General features: G+C 67.9%; 12 protein-coding genes and 2 tRNA genes. 4 read left to right on the forward strand and 10 right to left on the reverse strand.

Features of this window, described 5'->3' with window-relative positions:
* The first annotated feature begins 62 nt into the window (after positions 1–62).
* On the forward strand, positions 63–1,607 hold the full coding sequence (locus QQK25_RS15865) for a glycerol-3-phosphate dehydrogenase/oxidase (protein ID WP_284188806.1): 1,545 nt from the start codon (positions 63–65) through the stop codon (positions 1,605–1,607).
* A gap of 65 nt (positions 1,608–1,672) precedes the next feature.
* Here the strand turns inward: QQK25_RS15865 and cphA are convergent, their stop codons facing one another.
* Both cphA and QQK25_RS15875 read right to left on the reverse strand, forming a co-directional pair.
* Positions 1,673–4,249, reverse strand: coding sequence for a cyanophycin synthetase (gene cphA, locus QQK25_RS15870; protein WP_284188807.1), 2,577 nt, complete (start codon positions 4,247–4,249; stop codon positions 1,673–1,675).
* A gap of 74 nt (positions 4,250–4,323) precedes the next feature.
* On the reverse strand, positions 4,324–6,519 hold the full coding sequence (locus tag QQK25_RS15875) for a cyanophycin synthetase (protein WP_284188808.1): 2,196 nt from the start codon (positions 6,517–6,519) through the stop codon (positions 4,324–4,326).
* A gap of 224 nt (positions 6,520–6,743) precedes the next feature.
* Between QQK25_RS15875 and QQK25_RS15880 the strand changes: the two genes are divergently transcribed.
* Positions 6,744–9,071: a cyanophycin metabolism-associated ABC transporter gene (locus tag QQK25_RS15880; RefSeq protein ID WP_284188809.1), complete on the forward strand. Its 2,328-nt coding sequence runs from the start codon at positions 6,744–6,746 to the stop codon at positions 9,069–9,071.
* An 8-nt stretch (positions 9,072–9,079) separates the two neighbouring features.
* Positions 9,080–9,544 carry a cyanophycin metabolism-associated DUF1854 family protein gene (locus tag QQK25_RS15885; protein WP_284188810.1) on the forward strand — a complete coding sequence of 155 codons (465 nt, stop codon included), beginning with the start codon at positions 9,080–9,082 and terminating at the stop codon, positions 9,542–9,544.
* A 28-nt stretch (positions 9,545–9,572) separates the two neighbouring features.
* On the opposite strand, the gene QQK25_RS15890 is transcribed toward QQK25_RS15885, so the two are convergent.
* From QQK25_RS15890 to QQK25_RS15900, 3 genes are all read right to left on the reverse strand, one after another.
* Complete coding sequence (locus QQK25_RS15890) at positions 9,573–10,268, reverse strand: hypothetical protein (RefSeq protein ID WP_284188811.1); 696 nt, start codon at positions 10,266–10,268, stop codon at positions 9,573–9,575.
* 235 nt (positions 10,269–10,503) lie between these two features.
* Positions 10,504–10,580, reverse strand: a tRNA-Arg gene (locus tag QQK25_RS15895).
* Between the two features lie 107 nt (positions 10,581–10,687).
* Positions 10,688–10,764 (reverse strand) — tRNA-Arg (locus QQK25_RS15900).
* Positions 10,765–10,920: 156 nt separating this feature from the next.
* On the opposite strand from QQK25_RS15900, the gene QQK25_RS15905 reads away from it, so the two are divergent.
* Positions 10,921–11,709, forward strand: coding sequence for an alpha/beta fold hydrolase (locus tag QQK25_RS15905; protein ID WP_284188812.1), 789 nt, complete (start codon positions 10,921–10,923; stop codon positions 11,707–11,709).
* On the opposite strand, the gene QQK25_RS15910 is transcribed toward QQK25_RS15905, so the two are convergent.
* The 5 genes from QQK25_RS15910 to QQK25_RS15930 all read right to left on the reverse strand — a co-directional run bounded on the left by QQK25_RS15910 (position 11,706) and on the right by QQK25_RS15930 (position 17,523).
* A complete protein-coding gene (locus tag QQK25_RS15910; protein ID WP_153159435.1) occupies positions 11,706–12,560 on the reverse strand; it encodes an HD-GYP domain-containing protein in 855 nt (284 codons plus the stop codon). The two genes, QQK25_RS15905 and QQK25_RS15910, sit on opposite strands and share 4 nt — an antisense overlap.
* Positions 12,561–12,861: 301 nt before the next feature.
* Complete coding sequence (locus QQK25_RS15915) at positions 12,862–14,070, reverse strand: ABC transporter permease (protein ID WP_284188813.1); 1,209 nt, start codon at positions 14,068–14,070, stop codon at positions 12,862–12,864.
* Positions 14,061–14,795, reverse strand: a complete 735-nt coding sequence (locus QQK25_RS15920) for an ABC transporter ATP-binding protein (RefSeq protein WP_284188814.1) — start codon at positions 14,793–14,795, stop codon at positions 14,061–14,063. The genes QQK25_RS15915 and QQK25_RS15920 overlap by 10 nt, the downstream gene beginning before the upstream one ends.
* Complete coding sequence (locus QQK25_RS15925; RefSeq protein WP_284188815.1) at positions 14,792–16,084, reverse strand: efflux RND transporter periplasmic adaptor subunit; 1,293 nt, start codon at positions 16,082–16,084, stop codon at positions 14,792–14,794. The genes QQK25_RS15920 and QQK25_RS15925 overlap by 4 nt, the downstream gene beginning before the upstream one ends.
* Positions 16,081–17,523, reverse strand: a complete 1,443-nt coding sequence (locus QQK25_RS15930) for an efflux transporter outer membrane subunit (RefSeq protein WP_284188816.1) — start codon at positions 17,521–17,523, stop codon at positions 16,081–16,083. The genes QQK25_RS15925 and QQK25_RS15930 overlap by 4 nt, the downstream gene beginning before the upstream one ends.
* Between the last annotated feature and the right edge of the window lie 55 nt (positions 17,524–17,578).

Consider the following 17,578-nt stretch of genomic DNA (forward strand, 5'->3'; position numbering starts at 1 on the left):
GGCTGGCCGAATGGCACCGGGCCGTCGAGCGCACCCGCGACTGGGCCACCGGCTGACCCGCCATGCGCCGGCCCGCCCTGCTCACCCACCTGCGCACCACGCCCTGCTGGGACGTGCTGGTGATCGGCGGCGGCGCCACGGGCCTTGGCTGCGCGGTGGATGCCGCCGCCCGCGGCCATCTCACCCTGCTCCTCGAAGCCCACGACTTTGCCAAAGGCACCAGCTCCCGCTCCACCAAGCTGATCCACGGCGGCGTGCGCTACCTCGCCCAGGGGCGGATCGGCCTCGTCCGTGAAGCCCTGGCCGAGCGCTCGATCCTCCTCGCCAACGCGCCTCACCTCGTCCATCCCCAGCGCTTCGTGGTGCCGGTGTATCGGCAATGGGACAGGCTGATGCTCGGCGTCGGGCTCACCGCCTACGACTGGCTGGCCGGGCGGCACAGCCTGGGCCCGAGCCGGCTGCTGTCGCCCACCGATACCCTCGCCGCGCTGCCCGGCGTGCGCCGGGAAGGCCTCGTCGGCGGCATCGCCTATCACGACGCCCGCTTCGACGACGCCCGCCTCGCCGTCACCCTGATGCGCACGGTGTTCGACCTGGGCGGGCTGGCGCTCAACTACCTGCCCGTCACCGGCCTGCGCCACGCCGCGGGCCGCATCACCGGCGTCGACGCGCGGGATGCCGAAACCGGTGAAGTCTTCGCCATCGAGGCCAAGGTCGTCATCAACGCCGCCGGCGTGTGGGCCGACGACGTGCGCCGCCTCGACAGCCCCGAGGCGCCGCCCCAGCTGGCCCCGAGCCAGGGTGCCCATCTGGTGATCGACCGGGATTTTCTCCCCACCGACACCGCCCTGCTGATTCCCCAGACTCCCGACGGCCGCGTGCTGTTCGCGATTCCCTGGCAGGGCAAGGTGCTGCTCGGCACCACCGACACGCCACGCGCCGACACGCCGCTCGAGCCCCTGCCCCTCGACGAGGAAATCGACTTCATCCTCGCCACCGCCGGCCGCTACCTGAGCCGCGCCCCCACCCGGGCCGATGTGCGCAGCTGCTTTGCCGGGCTGCGCCCGCTGATCGGTGCGGACAAGAACGGCAGCACCGCCGCGCTGTCGCGGGAGCACGTAATCCGCAGCTCACCCACCGGGCTGGTGTCGGTGGCGGGCGGCAAATGGACGACCTACCGCCACATGGCCCGGCAGATCGTCGATCAGGCGGAGGCCGTCGCCCGGCTCGCCCGCCGCCCCAGCACCACGGCCACGCTGCATCTCCACGGCGCTACCGCCGGGCCGTCCGACGACGTGCTCGGCACCGACCGTCCGCTGGCCGACGCCCTGCCCGGCGACGGCGTGCGGCTCCACCCGCGGCTGACGCTCACCGAAGCCGAGGTGCGCCACGCGGTGCGTTTCGAGCTGGCGCGGGACGTGGAGGACATCCTCGCCCGCCGCCACCGGGCGCTGTTCGTCGACGCACGGGCCGCCATCGAAGCCGCCGCGCCGGTGGCCGCCATCCTGGCCGACGAACTGGGCTGGAGCGAAGAACACCGCCGTGAACGCACAAAAGCCTTCCACCAACTGGCAGAAGGCTTTTGCGTAAAACCGGTGCTTGCGTGAAACCCGACCGCTGAGCGCAACAATCAGCGCGGGATTGTTGCCAGATCAGCAACAATCCCAAGCGATCAGCCCAGCTCGGCGATGCGCTTGGCGATGTGCTCCAGCGCTTCCTCCACCTGGTCGATCAGGATCAGGCACAGGTCGCCGTTGTCGAGCTTGCCCAGCGCGGTGTCGATGGCCAGGAACTCGCCGCGGATCTCGCACACGTCGCGGGTGCGCGGCGCGCCTTCGAGGCCCTGGCGGAGCAGCGCCAGCACTTCGCCGTCGGCCCGGCCGCGCTGGCATTCGTCCTGGTACAGCACCACGTCGTCGAACACCTTGCCGAGGATGCGGGTCTGCTCGCGGATGTCCTCGTCGCGGCGGTCGCCCGCGCCGCTGATGACCACCGAGCGACGCTTGGCGGGCATGCTCTCGATGGCCTGCACCAGCGCCAGGATCGCGTCCGGGTTGTGGCCGTAGTCGGCAATCAGGGTGGCGCCCTTGTAGTCGAACACGTTGAAGCGGCCCGGCGCGGTGGCGGCGTCATTCACGAAGGTCGCCATGCCCTTGCGGATGGTCTCCACATCCAGGCCCAGCGCCCAGCCGGCTGCCAGCGAGGCCATCGCGTTCTCGATCTGGAAGCTGATGGTGCCGTTGCGGGTGATCGGGATGCCGGCCAGCGACACGCGGAACTTCTCGCCGCCTTCAAAGGCCACGATGTCACCGCCATCCACGAACACCACCCGACGCCCCTGGGCGCGGTGGGTGGCGAGCACGTGATTGGCCGGATCGACCGCGAAGAACATCACCGAGCCCGGGCAGGCGCCGGCCATCTTGACGACCATCGGGTCGGCCGCGTTGAGCACCGCGGTGCCGTGGGGCGCCACGTTCTGGACGATCACGCGCTTCACCACGGCGAGGTCTTCGACCGTGCTGATGTACGACAGGCCCAGGTGATCGCCCATGCCGATGTTGGTCACCACGGCCACGTCGCAGCGGTCGAAGGCGAGGCCTTCACGGAGCACGCCGCCGCGGGCGGTCTCGAACACCGCGGCGTCCACGTCCGGGTGCAGCAGGATGTTGCGGGCGCTGCGCGGGCCGGAGCAGTCACCGGTGTCGATGCGCCGCTTGCCCACGTACACGCCGTCGGAGTTGGTCATGCCCACGGTGTTGCCCGCCACGCCCAGCAGATGGGCGGTGAGGCGCACTGTGGTCGTCTTGCCGTTGGTGCCGGCGACGGCCACCACCGGAATGCGGCCATCCTCGCCGGGCTTGAACATGTTGGCGATGATCGCCTCGCCCACCGGACGCCCCTTGCCGTAGGACGGCTGGAGGTGCATCCGCAGGCCCGGCGCGGCGTTGCATTCGACGATGCCGCCGCTCTGGGCTTCGAGGGGTTCGAGCACGTTCTCGCACACCACGTCGACGCCGCAGATGTCGAGGCCGATGTTCTTGGCCGCAGCGATGGCACGCTCGGCGACTTCGGGGTGGACGTCGTCGGTCACGTCGGTGGCGGTGCCGCCGGTGGACAGGTTGGCGTTGTTGCGCAGGATCACCCGCTTGCCCTTGGGCGGCACGGATTCGGCGCTGAAGCCCTGCTTCTCGAGGGTGGCGATGGCGATCTCGTCGAAGCGGATCTTGGTGAGCGAGGTGGCGTGGCCGGTGCCGCGGCGCGGATCGGCGTTCACCTTCTCGACCAGCTGGCGGATGGTCAGCTTGCCGTCGCCGATCACCAGCGGCGGCTCGCGGCGGGCCGCGGCCACCAGCTTGTCGCCGATCACCAGGAAGCGGTAATCGTGGCCCGGCAGGTAGCGCTCGACCATCACGTCGTCGCTGATCTCGTAGGCGACCTTGAAGGCGGCCTGGACTTCTTCCTTGGTACGCAGCTTGACCGCCACGCCCTTGCCCTGGTTGCCGTCACGCGGCTTGACCACCACCAGCCCGCCAATCTCGCGGGCGGCGAGCCAGGCGTCTTCGGCGTCATTGACCGAGCGGCCCAGCGGCACCGGCACGCCGGCAGCGCGCAGCAGGGTCTTGGTGAGCTCCTTGTCCTGGGCGATGGCTTCGGCCACGGCGCTGGTCAGGTCGGTTTCGGCGGCCTGGATGCGGCGCTGCTTGCTGCCCCAGCCAAACTGCACGAGGCTGCCTTCGGTCAGGCGGCGGTACGGAATGCCCCGGGCCACGGCGGCCTGGACGATGGAGCCGGTGGACGGGCCGAGGCGCACGTCCTCGTCGAGCTCCTGGAGGCGGGCCAGCGCGCCGGCCAGATCGAACACGCCGTCTTCAGTGGCGGCGGCGCTGATGAGCTCCATCGCCAGCTCGAAGGCCAGCCGGCCGACCTTCTCTTCGGTGTATTCCACCACCACCTGATACACGCCCTTCTCGAGGGTGGCGGCGGTGCGGCTGAAGGTTACCGGGCAACCGGCGCAGGCCTGCAGGCCGAGGGCGGCGAGCTCCAGGGCCTGGGCCATGGAGATCGAGCCCTGATGGCCGTCGGTCTCGAGGAAACCCATTTCGGGGAACAGATTGCGCAGGCGCGGCTCGTAGCCGGGGATGGAATCGATGTCACGTTCGCTTTCGGTGCACGACACGATGGCTTCGATCGCGGTGTGCCGGCTCCACAGGTTGGGGCCGCGCAGCGCACGGATGCGGGAAACTTCCATGGATGACTGTCCTTGTCTCTTTGTTCTGGCGACCACCATGCCGGCGGCCGCGTATCTCGTAGGCTCGTCCGGGTTCAGTCGGCGCGCAGCGGTGCGGTCGGGTCGTAGGGCTTGACGCCGGCGCGGATGATGTCCGGCGCCACGCCCAGCGCCCACGCGCCAGCCACCGCACCCAGCAGGTTGGACAGCACGCCCGGCTTCTCGCCGGCACCGTTCGCCAGCATGGCGATGCGGGCCAGACGGGCCACCGGCACTTCCTCGGCACCCGTGGCGAGGACGATCGCGCCGTCCTTCACGAACACCGCGCGCTTGCCTTCGGCGCGGGCGGCGACGATGGCTTCGTTGTTGCCATCCACGCCATAGAAGATCACCTCGCCGTCGGACAGCGGGGCCATCTCGACCACCGCCGGGTCTTCGGCGTTGAGCACCGCGACACCATAGGAGAGCACCAGATCGACCTGGGTGCGGAAGACGTTCCAGACCTTCTCGGCGGAGTCGATGTAGAACTCGCCGAAGTGCATCTCGGGATCGACGTTTGTGACCACGCCCACCAGGCAGCGGTCGTACACCGTGCCGTCGGACAGGATGCTGCGGCAGCTGTTCTCGAACACTGCGGCCTCGACGGAGCGGTTCATCAGCACACGCTCGGCGGCATCCCAGTTGGTGCCTTCAGGGGTTTCGACCTGACGGCCGTCGAGGAACACGCCCTCGCTGCAGGCAAGGCCCGTGTACTGGCCCGACAGGCGCAGCAGATGGGCGATCAGGCGGGCGACCGGGGTCTTGCCGCGGCTGCCGGTGACACCGACCACCGGAATGCGCGAATCCTCGTCCTTCTCGAACAGGTGCGCGACGATGGCCTCGCCCACCGGGCGCGGCTGGCCGACGGCCGGCTTGATGTGCATCAGCAGGCCCGGGCCGGCGTTGACTTCGACGATGGCGCCGCGCTGCTGATCCAGCGGCTTGGAGATGTCCTCGCAGACCAGATCGATGCCAGCGATGTCGAGGCCGACGATGCGCGCGGCCAGACAGGCCAGCTCGGCGGTGTCGGGGTGCACCTCGTCGGTCACGTCGAAGGCCATGTTGCTGGTACGGACGATCATCACCTCGTGGCCTTCCGGCGGCACCGAGCTGCCGGTAAAGCCCTGACGCTCGACTTCCATCTTGGCGGCCGGGAAGCGATCCAGGCTGATGACGTACAGCGGGAACTCGTGCTCGACGCCGCGGCGCGGATCGGTGTTGATCTGGGTTTCGATGAGCTCGTCGATCGTCGATTTGCCGTCGCCGATCACCGACACGGCCTCGCCCATGTTGGCGGCGACCATCTTGCCACCCACCACCAGGATGCGGTGCTCGGTGCCCCTGATGAAGCGCTCGACCATCACCTCGGAGCCCTCGGCGGCGGCCAGCGGGAAGGCCGCGGCGACCTCTTCGGCGGTCATGATGTTGGTGAACACGCCGCGGGCGTGGTTGCCGTCGGTGGGCTTGACCACCACCGGGTAGCCGATGTCCTCGGCCGCCGAGATGGCTTCCTCGACGCTGGCGACCACCTCGCCCTCGGGCACCGGCACGCCGCAGGAGGACAGCAGGGTCTTGGTGAGATCCTTCTCGCTGGCGATGCTCTCGGCGATGGCCGGGGTGCGGTCGGTCTCGGCCGTCCAGATGCGGCGCTGGCGCGCGCCATAGCCCAGCTGCACGAGGTTGGCCTCGGCCAGCAGGCGGATGTAGGGAATGCGGCGGTCCTTGTCGGCCGCGGCTTCGACGATGCAGCGGGTGCTGGGGCCGAGCATGTAGTCGTCCACCAGGTCGCGCAGCTTGGCGACGGCTGCATCCACGTCGTAGGGGCGATCCTCGATGGCGGCCATCAGCAGATCGCGGCCCATGTTGAGGGCGGCCAGCGACACGTCCTTCTGCCAGGCGCGGATGACGACCTTGTACACCCCGCGCTCGGAGGTCTCGCGGGCCTTGCCGAAGCCGCCAGACATCCCGGCGAGGTTCTGCAGTTCGAGGGTGACGTGTTCGAGGATGTGACCGGGCCAGGTGCCGTCGTGCAGGCGTTTGACGAAGCCGCCCCGCTCGCCGATGCTGCAGCGGTGCTCGATCAGCGTCGGCAGCATCTTCGTGAGGCGGTCGGGCAGGCCGGGGATGACGTTGGACGGGCAATCTTCCAGGTCGTGGATATCGACCCATGCTTCAAGAACCGAGCGGTAGGTCCAGATGTTCGGCCCGCGCAGGTGGAGGATATTGAGGAAGTCGATCGTTTTGTTGGTCATGGGCAAGGTGTGGAGATAACGAACGTGCAGGCTGGGCTTTCAAATTCGGGCCTGATCCGGGCATAACGCAGCAAAGGCTTGCCGGATTACCGACCGCAAAAATATTCGCAACGTGAGGCAGCCACGCCCCGATGCGGGTATACGCGCTTGTAACGAGTCAGTAAACTTCGCTCGCAATTTTGCCCTACGCTGGCCGTTTGCTGTGGCCTTATCGCGTCCCCAAGATGAATTCCGAGTCCTCCCCCCACGTTCACACCGCTCCCGCCTATTCCGACTACCTGGGGCCCGCCGTACCCGACGCGTGGCGCCCCCGCCTCGACGCCGCCCTGGCGCCGGACGAAAAGGTGCTCGCCAGCCTCGCCCTCGATCTCGACACCCGCCTGCAGTTTCGCAGCGGCCTCGTCGCGCTCACCTCGAAGCGGCTCCTCGGCTGGGATCACGAGACGCAGGACTGGCGGTCGTGGGAATTCCGCGACGGCATGGTGCTGCGTCACCGGGATCAGGCCGGGGTCGCCAGCCTCGACCTGATCGACGCCACTGCAAGACTCGACGGCTGGCGTTTCACCCTGGCCCTCGACCCGGCCGCCCACAACCTGGCCGACCGCTTCAAGGCCCAGCTCGAATGCGTGCTCGCCGGCCGCCAGCCGGCACCGCCCGAGCCCCTCACCTGCCCCACCTGCGATGCGCCGCTGCCTCCGGGCACCGACGAATGCCCCACCTGCGCCCGGGAGATCCACACCCCGCCGTCCACCTGGACGCTGCTGCGCCTGTGGCGCTTTGCCCGGCCGTACAAGGGCCAGCTGCTGGCCGGTTTCATCCTCACCCTGCTGTCCACCGGCGCTACGCTGGTCCCGCCCTACCTCACCATGCCGCTGATGGACGAGGTGCTGATCCCCTTCCAGAACGGCGTGCCCATCGACACCCACAAGGTCATGATGCTGCTCGGCGGCCTGTTCGCCGCCGCGCTGGTGGCCTGGAGCCTCGGTTGGGCCAAGACCTACATCCTCGCCCTGGCCAGCGAACGCATCGGCGCCGACCTGCGGATCACCACCTATGAGCACCTCCAGGGCCTGTCGCTCGAATACTTCGGCGGCAAGCGCACCGGCGACCTGATGTCGCGGATCGGCGCCGAAACCGACCGGATCACGCTGTTCCTGTCGCTGCAGCTGCTGGACTTCGCCACCGACGTGCTGATGATCACCATGACCGCGGCGATCCTCATCTCGATCAACCCCTGGCTGGCCGTCGTCACGCTGGTGCCGCTGCCCTTCATCGCATGGCTGATCCACGCCGTGCGCGACCGACTGCGCTACGGCTTCGAACAGGTCGACCGGGTGTGGTCCGAAGTCACCAGCGTGCTCGCCGACACCATCCCCGGCATCCGCGTCGTCAAGGCATTCGCCCAGGAAAAGCGCGAGGTCAATCGCTTCAAGGATGCCAACATGCACAACCTTCAGGTGAACGACCGGGTCAATCGCATCTGGTCGGTGTTCTCGCCCACCGTCACCCTCGCCACCGAAGTCGGCCTGCTCATCGTGTGGGGTTTCGGCATCTGGCTGGTGGCCGACAAGTCGATCACCGTCGGCGTGCTCACCGCCTTCCTCACCTACATCTCGCGCTTCTACACCCGGCTGGATTCCATGAGCCGCATCGTGTCCTTCACCCAGAAGGCCGCCGCCGGCGCCAAGCGCATCTTCGACATCCTCGACCACGTCTCCAGCGTGCCCGAGCCCGCCAAGCCCCAGCACCTGCCTGCCGTCACCGGCGCCATCGAGTGTCGCAAGGTCGGCTTCCGCCACGGCAACCGCACCATCCTGCGGGGTGTCGACCTGTCGATCCAGCCCGGCGAGATGATCGGCCTGGTCGGCCATTCGGGTTCCGGCAAGAGCACCCTGGTCAACCTGATCTGCCGCTTCTACGACGTGACCGACGGCTCGATCCGCATCGAAGGCATCGACGTGCGCGCGGTGCCGGTGTCCGAATACCGCCGCAACATCGGCCTGGTGCTCCAGGAGCCCTTCCTGTTCTTCGGCACCATTGCCGAGAACATCGCCTACGGCAAGCCCGACGCCACCCGCGACGAGATCATCTCCGCCGCCCGCGCGGCCCACGCCCACGACTTCATCATGCGTCTGCCCCACGGCTACGACTCGCTGGTGGGTGAGCGTGGCCAGGCGCTCTCCGGCGGCGAGCGCCAGCGCATCTCCATCGCCCGCGCGCTCCTGATCGACCCGCGCATCCTGATCCTCGACGAAGCCACCTCGGCCGTCGATACCGAAACCGAAATGGAAATCCAGGCTGCGCTCGAAAACCTCATCCGCGGCCGTACCACCATCGCCATCGCCCACCGCCTGTCCACCCTGCGCAAGGCCGACCGGCTGGTCGTGCTCGACCGGGGCCAGATCGTCGAGATCGGCAACCACGACGCGCTGATGGAAAAACAGGGCGCCTACTTCCGTCTTTACGAAGCCCAGACGCGCAAGCTCGACGATGTCGCCATCGGCGCCGACAAGCCCGTCGTCCCGCCGCACCGCGAACACGCCAACGCCTGAGGCCCGCCATGACCCACACCATCACTCTCGAACGCAACAGCTTTGGCCAGCTGGTCTTCGTGGCACCGGACGGCACCCGCCAGCAGGTCAATCCGGTCCGCTCCTTCCCCATCGCAGCGCCCACCGAAGGCATCGGCCTCGTCAACGCCGAGGGCGAGGAAGTCGCCTGGATCACCCGCATCGCCGATCTCTCGCCGGCCAGCCGCGAAGTGCTCGAAGCCGATCTTTCCACCCGCGAGTTCATGCCGGTGATTGAGCGCATCCGCTCGGTCTCCAGCTTCGCCACCCCCAGCACCTGGGAAGTGGACACCGACCGCGGCCCCACCAGCCTGGTGCTCAAGGGCGAGGAAGACATCCGCCGGCTGGTGCGCCCGGCGCTGCTGATCGCCGACAGTCGCGGCATCAACTTCCTGATCCGCGACCGCTACGCCCTCGACGCCCACAGCAAGAAGATGCTCGACCGCTTCCTCTGAGCGGTCACCGGCACGGACGTCGCGCGCCTCAGAAGCGCGTCGTCCACACCCCTTTCAGCAGGTAACGCTCCGGCGTCTCCTTGAAGCCCTGCCCCAGACCCACGTGGATGGCGCCGATCCGGGTTTCGAACTCGGTCACCAGATAGATCGTCCGGTCGCCGTCCCCCGGCCTCAGGCGATTGACCCGCCCACCGTCGGTGTAGGCCTCGACACCCCAGGCGAGGGTTTCGGACGCCTTGTACAAGACCTTCAGATCGAGGTTGAGATCGGGCGACCGGGGGCTGCCCTCGCGGCCCCAGCCCCACATCAGATGCGGGTTGGCGGTGATCCGCACACGCTCGCCGTCAAAGCCGACGATGCCGCGGAACTCCGCGCCGCGGGGGTCGCGCACGTAGCGGCGGGCATTGATGTCGTACTCGGCATTGAAGCCGTAGAACCCGTTTTCGCCGATTCGGCGGATGTGCTTGAGACGGAACATGATGGCCGACGCGCCCCAGGCGCCGTTGTCCGACGAGGCGCCATCGACGCCACCGCGCATCACCGGCAGATGCACGCCAGCCTCCCAGCCAGGCACCAGGCCGGTGGCAAACTCCGCCATCACGTACGTCAGCCGGTGGGCCGGCCAGGTACCGTCGTCGGAGAAGCGGCGCCCCTGCCAGGCATGATTGGCATGCAGCGACGTGACCACCTCGCCCCGATTGGCAAGATCGGCCTCGTGAACCATGATTTCGGGGTCCGCCGTCGCGCAAGCGGCAAAGAAAGCCATCAACAACCCGCACGCAAGATGCCGTCCGCAAAAGCGCATTTGACCGCCTCTATCAAATATTTTTGGTAATGATAATTATTTCTATTTAAAAGAAACTGAGGCAGATCAACTTTTCGGCACAGGTCTTCCGCACAACGCAGGGCAATTCCCCAACGCAAAAAGGGACTGCATTTCTGCAGTCCCTTTCACGTTTTGGCGCGCCCGGCAGGATTCGAACCCACGACCCCTTGGTTCGTAGCCAAGTACTCTATCCAACTGAGCTACGGGCGCTAAACTCACATTTTGCCGACAAAGCGGCGGAGAGACTTGCCCTCCTTCAGTTGAAAAGAGCCGCATCTAAGCGACTCGTTTTCCAACGTCTCAAACCAGTTTAAAACTGGCGCGCCCGGCAGGATTCGAACCCACGACCCCTTGGTTCGTAGCCAAGTACTCTATCCAACTGAGCTACGGGCGCACTTGAGAGATCGAGATTATACACACCTTTTGAGACATTGGAAGCCCTTCGATGAAATTGACCGCATTTCGTCGAAGTCTGTCCGTAGCTGCACTTCGGGGCCGCCGCCCGGTGGGCAATAATCGGAGTTTTCGAACCGCCTCGAGAACCATAACAATGAAAACCCTGCGCATTCACGACACGGATCTGGAGATCGTCCGCCTCGTCTCGGCCCACCCGCGCCCTGGCGCACCGGCGATCGTCTTTCTGCACGAGGGGCTGGGGTCGATTTCCATGTGGCGGGATTTTCCCCAGCGGGTCGCCGATGCCACCGGCTGCGAGGCCATCGTGTATTCGCGCTACGGTTACGGCCGCTCCACGCCCCGCCGCGGTGAAGCCCGCACACCCCGCTACATGCACGACGAAGCGCTGATGGCGCTGCCCGCGCTGCTCGACGCGCTGGATCTGGATCGGCCTTTCCTGTTCGGCCACAGCGACGGTGGCAGCATTTCGCTGATCAACGCCGGCGGCACCACGCGGCCGCTGTCCGGCATCATCCTGATGGCGCCCCACGTGCTGGTGGAAGACGTGACCATCGCTGGCATCCGGCAGGCCGGCGAGGCCTGGAAGACCACCGACCTCGCCGCCCGCCTCGGCAAGCATCATCTGGATGTGGATTCGGTGTTCATGTCGTGGCTCAACATCTGGCTGAGCCCGGCCTTCCGCGACTGGAACATCGAGGAATACCTCGCCACCATCCGCTGCCCGATCATGGCGATCCAGGGCGAGGACGACGAGTACGGGACGATGGATCAGCTCGATCGCATCGCCGCACAGGTGAAGGACGTGGATCTGGTCAAGCTGGCCGACTGCCGCCATTCACCGCACAAGGACCAGCCCGAGGCGGTGATCGAGGCCGTGGCCGGCTTCGTGGCGCGGATCCTCGACGCGCAGGAATCCGCCTAGAAGGCCATCCACCAGTCGCCGTGGATGTCCGGCAGGTCGCAGATGGCCTCGATCTCGTTGATCGAATCGCGGGCCAGGATGACTTGATCGGCGATGCACAGGAAGGCGTCGACGATGCGCGGGTCGAATTGCTCGCCCCGCCGCTCGGCGATCATCGCCAGCGCCTGGTCGTCAGACACGGCCTTGCGGTAGCAGCGGTCCATCGTCAGCGAGTCGAAGAAATCCGCCAGCCCCACGATCCGCCCGGCCAGGGGAATCGCCTCGCCCACCAGCCCGAGGGGATAGCCGGCGCCGCTGTAGTGTTCGTGGTGGGACATCGAGATCTCGGCCGCCAGATCCATCATCGGCGACTTGAACGCCGACAGGATGCCGGCGCCGATGCGCGAGTGTTCCCGCACCAGCTTCCACTCGTCGATGGTCAGCGCGCCCGGCTTCGACAGGATGCTCTCGTGGATGCCGATCTTGCCGATGTCGTGGAGCTGGGCCGCATCGCAGATCAGCTCGCAGAAGTGCTCGGAGCAGCCGATCGCCTCGGCGATCATCCCCGCGATCACGCCGATCCGGCGCATGTGCTGGCCGGCCTCGCCGTCCTTCTCTTCAGCGGCCTTGGCCAGCTGGAACACGGCGTTCTGGTTGGCCATGTCGAGCGCCCTCAGGGCCTCGTCCCGCTGGGCGCGCAGCTGCTGCGCCTCGCTGGATAGCCGCGCGAGGTGGATCTGCGCGTCGGCCTTCTCCCGCTGCTCCCGCTCCAGGCGCCGGCTCAGCTCGTCGCGCCCCAGGACCAGGTCGTTGCCACAGCCACCGAGTTCGAACGGGCCGGAGTGATAGAGATCACTGTGTTGGGTTGGCATGGAGGCCTCCTTGGTCAGGAAAGGGCGGCAACGGGGCTGCCGGCGTGGTTGGGATGAAGCAGATGCTTCGTGGTCGTTTTCATGAGATCGGGGATCTGAATGAGTTACGACACATTTTATTTAATTTGTTGTTTTTGCTATTTTAGACGTTTCCAATAATTGTGTAGGAAATTTTCTTATGTTGGGGCGTGGCGTGCGCTTCGTCACAAAAAGACAGGCCCCTTGAGCCACATGGTCTTTCGGGCAGACGAAAAAACAGGAGGGACATCGCCCTCCTGTTGAATCTGCAAAATTTGTCGAATCACTCGTGACGCAGCGCGTCGATCGGGTCGAGTCTCGCCGCTCGACGGGCCGGCACGTAGCCGAACACCACCCCGATCGCCGCCGAGAAGAAGAAAGCCAGCAGGTTGATGCCCGGGTTGAACAGGAAGGGCATGTGCATCAACGCAGCGAGCCCCACGCAGGTGCCCAGCGCCAGCACGATGCCCACCAGCCCGCCGAAGGCCGACAGCACCACCGCCTCGATCAGGAACTGCAGCAGCACCTCGCCCTCCAGCGCGCCGATGGCCAGCCGGATGCCGATCTCCCGGGTGCGCTCGGTGACCGACACCAGCATGATGTTCATGATCCCGATGCCACCCACCAGCAGGCTCACCGCCGCCACCGCGCCAAGCAGGCCGGTCATCGTGCGGATGGTGCCCGACAGCGTCTCGGCGATCTGGCGGGTGTCCATGATGTTGAAGTTGTCGGCCTCGTTCTCGGCGAGCTTGCGGCGCTCCCGCAGCAGGCCGCGGATCTGGGCCATCACCGCCGGGGTGTCGGCGCCGTCTTTCAGGGCGATCAGGATGGTCGGGATATCCAGGTTGCCGGTGATGCGCCGCTGCACGGTGCTGATCGGCATCAGCACGATGTCGTCCTGGTCCATCCCCATCGCGCCCTGCCCTTTCGAGGCCAGCAGGCCCACCACCTGGCAGCTGAAGGTCTTCACGCGGATTTCGTCACCCAGCGGGCTGCGGCTGCCGAAGAGCTCGCGGCGCACCGTTTCGCCGATGATGCAGACGGCCTTGCCGGCGCGCTCCTCGTCGTCGAGAAAGGCCCGGCCCGCCGCCAGCTTCCAGTTGCCGGCCACCAGATAGGCATTGGTGGTGCCATTGACCGTCGCCGACCAGTTGTTGTTGCCGGCCACCAGGGTCACCGAGCTGCCCACCGCCGGCGCCACGTCCTGCAGGCTGCTCACCTGGCTGCGGATCGCCTCCACGTCGGCCTTGCGGAAGCTCGGCGAGCCGGCGCTGTCGCGCCCCGGGCCGAGGCGCTGGCCGGGCCGCACCATCAGCAGGTTGCTGCCCAGGCTGGAGATCTGGTCTGACACCATCCGCGTGGCGCCGTTGCCGAGCGTCACCATGGTGATGACCGCGGCCACCCCGATCACGATGCCCAGCACCGTGAGGAAGGAGCGCATCAGGTTGCGGCGGATCTCCCGCAGGGCCAGCAGCAGCGCGCTCAGGAGCATGGCTGGGCCTCCGCAACATTGGCCGCGCGCACTTCGTCGCTCGCCACCCGGCCGTCCACAAAACGCACCACCCGGCGCGCGTAGGCGGCCATGTCCGGCTCGTGGGTGACCATGATGATGGTGATGCCCTGCTCGCGATTGAGGGCGGCCAGCAACTCCATGATCTCGTGGCTGCGATGGCTGTCCAGGTTGCCGGTGGGCTCGTCGGCCAGCAGCACCAGCGGGTTGGTGACGATTGCCCGGGCGATGGCGACCCGCTGCTGCTGGCCGCCGGAGAGCTCGGCCGGGGTGTGGGTCTCCCAGCCGGCCAGCCCCACCTTGGCCAGCGCCGCCCGGGCCGCCGCGTGGCGCGCATCGGCCGGCTCGCCCCGGTAGAGCAGCGGCAGCTCGACGTTCTCCTGGGCCGAGGTGCGCGCCAGCAGATTGAAACCCTGGAACACGAAGCCCAGGCAATTCCGGCGCAGCAGCGCCCGCTGGTTGCGCTCCAGCGATTCCACGTGCACGCCCCGGAAGCGGTACTCGCCCGACGTGGGCGTATCCAGGCAGCCGAGGATGTTCATCGCCGTGGACTTGCCCGAGCCGCTGGGGCCCATCACCGCCACGAACTCGCCGGACTCGATGACGAGATCCACCCCCTGCAGCGCCTGGAACGCTGCCTGCCCGGTGCCGTAAGTCTTGGTGATGCCGACGAGCTCGATCAGCGGCGCGGCGCCTGCGGTGCTCATTTCTTTGCTTCCTGGTACTCGGTGATCACCGCCATCCCGGGCTTGAGCTCGCCGCCGGTGATCTCGGTGAAGCGCCCGTTGCTGACGCCGGTCTTCACCGGTACGCCGCGGGGCTCGCCGTTCTCCAGCACCCACACCTGGGAGGCGCCGGGCACAGCCGTCGCCGTGCCGTGCTTCGCCTCGGAGGGCGGGCGTGGCAGCAGGCTGGCCACCAGGCTGCGTTCGGCCTTCGGCTCGGCCTTGGGCGGCGTAAAGCGCAGCGCGGCGTTGGGCACCAGCAAAGCGTTGTCCCGCTGGGCGGTGACGATGGTGGCGGTGGCGGTCATCCCCGGCCGCAAGGCCAGGTCGTCGTTGTTCACCGTGAGCACCGTCTTGTAGGTGACCACGTTGTCGGTGATCGTCGAACCCAGCCCGACCCGCTCGATGGTCGCCGGGAAGTTGCGCCCGGGCCACGCCGACACCGTAAAGCTGGCCGGCTGGCCGAGCTTTACGGTGCCCACGTCGGCCTCGTCAACCTTCACCTGCAGCTCCATCCGGGCGAGATCCTCGGCCAGGGTGAACAGCACCGGGATCGTCATCGCCGCCACCACCGACTGGCCGGGCTCCACCTTGCGGGTGAGCACCACGCCATCCACCGGCGAGCGGATCGTGCCCTTCGAAAGATTGGTCTCGTCGGTCTTCAGCACCGCCTCGGCCTGGACCACCGACGCCCGGGCGCTGGCCTCGTTTGCGATGGCCCGCTGGAGCGTGGCCTCGGCGGTTTCGAGTTCGGTGCGGGCCGGCACCTTGCCGCCGGAAAGCTCGGCCACCTGCCGCATCCGCGACAGGGACGCCTTCGCCTCGGCCACCGTCGCCCGGGCCTGGGCCACCGACGCGTTGGCCGCCGCCAGCGCCGCGCTGCTCTTGGCCACCGCGTCGCGCAGCTTGGCGGTGTCGAGCTGGGCGAGGAGCTGGCCCTTCTTCACCCGGTCGTTCTCCTGGGCCAGCACGGTGGCCAGGGTCCCGGACTGCTCGCTGCCCACGTCCACCGATTTGGTGGGCTGCAGCGTGCCGGTGGCCGACACCGTCACCGTCAGCTTGCCGGTGCTGGCCTCTTCGGTGATGTAGCGCCCGGCCGCGCCCTGGTCGCCGCCGCCCAGCAAGGCCAGCGCGGCGATCACCGCCACCGCGCCGGCGCCGAGGATCAGCCAGCGCCGCAGCCGGCCCTTGCCTCCGCCGGTGGCCGCGCGGCCGAGCATCGCCGCCAGCGCTTCATCTGCATTGCCCGGCTTGTCGGTGGTCTGGTTCATGGTGCTGCCCTGCCTTCCGGCGCGCCGGCGTCGGCGACCTGCCAGCCGCCACCAAGGGCCTTGTAGAGTTTGATCAGATTTGTCCGCATCGCCGCTTCGGCCAGGGCCAGGTTGTCTTCGGCCGTGAGCCGGGTGCGCTCGGTTTCGAGCACCTTCTGGAAATCCGTCAGCCCGGCCTGGTAGAGATTGCGCGACAGCGACGCCGCCTCCCGCGCCGAAGCAGCGGCCGCCCGCCGGGCGTCGACCCGCTCGCGGCCCGAGGCATACGCCGTCAGGGCGTTCTCGACCTCCTCCAGCGCGCCCAGCACCGCCGCCTCGTAGGCAGCCAGCGCTTCTTCCTGAACGGCGGTCTGGATGTCCACCGCGCTCTTCAGCCGGCCGGCGTCGAACAGCGTGCCGGCCAGCGACCCGCTCACCGACCGGGCGAGGCTCCCGGCCGCGCCGAGCCCGCCCAGGCTGTAGGCCTGCCAGCCAAAGCTCGCGCCAAGGTTGAGGCTCGGGAAGCGCTGGGCCAGCTTCTGGCCGACCCGCGCGGTCTCGGCGGCGAGACTGCGCTCGGCGACGATCAGATCCGGCCGCTGGCGCAGCACGTCGGCGGGGATTCCGGCGGCCACGCGGGCCGGCAGCGGCGGCAATTCACCGGCGCCGGCGAGGGCATCATTGAGGCTGCCCGGCGGCTGGCCAAGGAGCACCGCCAGCCGGTTGGCAGCCGCTGCCAGGTTCACTTCGAGATCGGGAATGGTGGCGCGGGTCTGCTCGCGGCTGGTGCGGGCCTGGGCCACGTCGGTGCTCGACGCCAGCCCGGCCTGGTTGCGCCATTCGGTGATCTGCAGGGTTTCCGTCTGGGACGCGAGGTTGTCCCGGGCGATCCCCAGCCGGCGCTGATGAAGGCGCAGCTCCACGTAGTTCTGCGCCACCTCGGCGGCCAGCGAGACGCGCACGTTGGCGAGGCTGGCGGCGCTGGCGTCGAGCTCGGCCGAGGCCGCCTCCACACCACGCCGGGTGGCGCCGAAGAGGTCGACCTCCCAGCCCGCGTCGAAACCCGCGTCCCAGGTGGTACGCGCCGGCAGTGCGCTGATGGCGCGGGCGTAATGGTTGCGACTCGCGCCGCCCGACGCAGTGAGGCTCGGGAACAGCCCGCTCACCGCCTGGGCCCGGGCGGCCCGGGCCTGACGCAGGCGCGCCTCGGCCTGGCGCAGGTCGACGCTGTCGGCGAGCGCGGCGTCGATCAGCGTGTCGAGCTGCGGATCGGCAAACTGCTGCCACCAGCGGGCGAGCTCGGCGCTGCCCGCAACTTCTGGAGGCTGGGTCCAGCCGGCGGGAAGCGTCAGCGCGGGCGGGGTGTGATCCGGCCCCACGGCCGGAAGGAAACCGGCACAGCCGGCCAGCAGGCTTGCAGCCAGCAGCGGCCACGGGATTCTACGAAACAGGCTTGGCATGAATTGCGGCCCCAGGGGCCGGCTTGAACTCGGGAACAACCACGGCCAACTATAC

Source organism: Zoogloea oryzae (genome assembly GCF_030161255.1).
Lineage (GTDB): Bacteria > Pseudomonadota > Gammaproteobacteria > Burkholderiales > Rhodocyclaceae > Zoogloea > Zoogloea oryzae.

Bases quoted from the DNA above. Each gene is read 5' to 3' on its own strand.
- QQK25_RS15885 (WP_284188810.1), top strand. From the start codon at position 9,080: ATGACCCACACCATCACTCTCGAACGCAACAGCTTTGGCCAGCTGGTC.
- cphA (WP_284188807.1), bottom strand. From the start codon at position 4,249: ATGGAAGTTTCCCGCATCCGTGCGCTGCGCGGCCCCAACCTGTGGAGC.
- QQK25_RS15910 (WP_153159435.1), bottom strand. From the start codon at position 12,560: ATGCCAACCCAACACAGTGATCTCTATCACTCCGGCCCGTTCGAACTC.
- QQK25_RS15905 (WP_284188812.1), top strand. From the start codon at position 10,921: ATGAAAACCCTGCGCATTCACGACACGGATCTGGAGATCGTCCGCCTC.
- QQK25_RS15865 (WP_284188806.1), top strand. From the start codon at position 63: ATGCGCCGGCCCGCCCTGCTCACCCACCTGCGCACCACGCCCTGCTGG.
- QQK25_RS15930 (WP_284188816.1), bottom strand. From the start codon at position 17,523: ATGCCAAGCCTGTTTCGTAGAATCCCGTGGCCGCTGCTGGCTGCAAGC.
- QQK25_RS15875 (WP_284188808.1), bottom strand. From the start codon at position 6,519: ATGACCAACAAAACGATCGACTTCCTCAATATCCTCCACCTGCGCGGG.
- QQK25_RS15920 (WP_284188814.1), bottom strand. From the start codon at position 14,795: ATGAGCACCGCAGGCGCCGCGCCGCTGATCGAGCTCGTCGGCATCACC.
- QQK25_RS15890 (WP_284188811.1), bottom strand. From the start codon at position 10,268: ATGGTTCACGAGGCCGATCTTGCCAATCGGGGCGAGGTGGTCACGTCG.
- QQK25_RS15925 (WP_284188815.1), bottom strand. From the start codon at position 16,084: ATGAACCAGACCACCGACAAGCCGGGCAATGCAGATGAAGCGCTGGCG.
- QQK25_RS15880 (WP_284188809.1), top strand. From the start codon at position 6,744: ATGAATTCCGAGTCCTCCCCCCACGTTCACACCGCTCCCGCCTATTCC.
- QQK25_RS15915 (WP_284188813.1), bottom strand. From the start codon at position 14,070: ATGCTCCTGAGCGCGCTGCTGCTGGCCCTGCGGGAGATCCGCCGCAAC.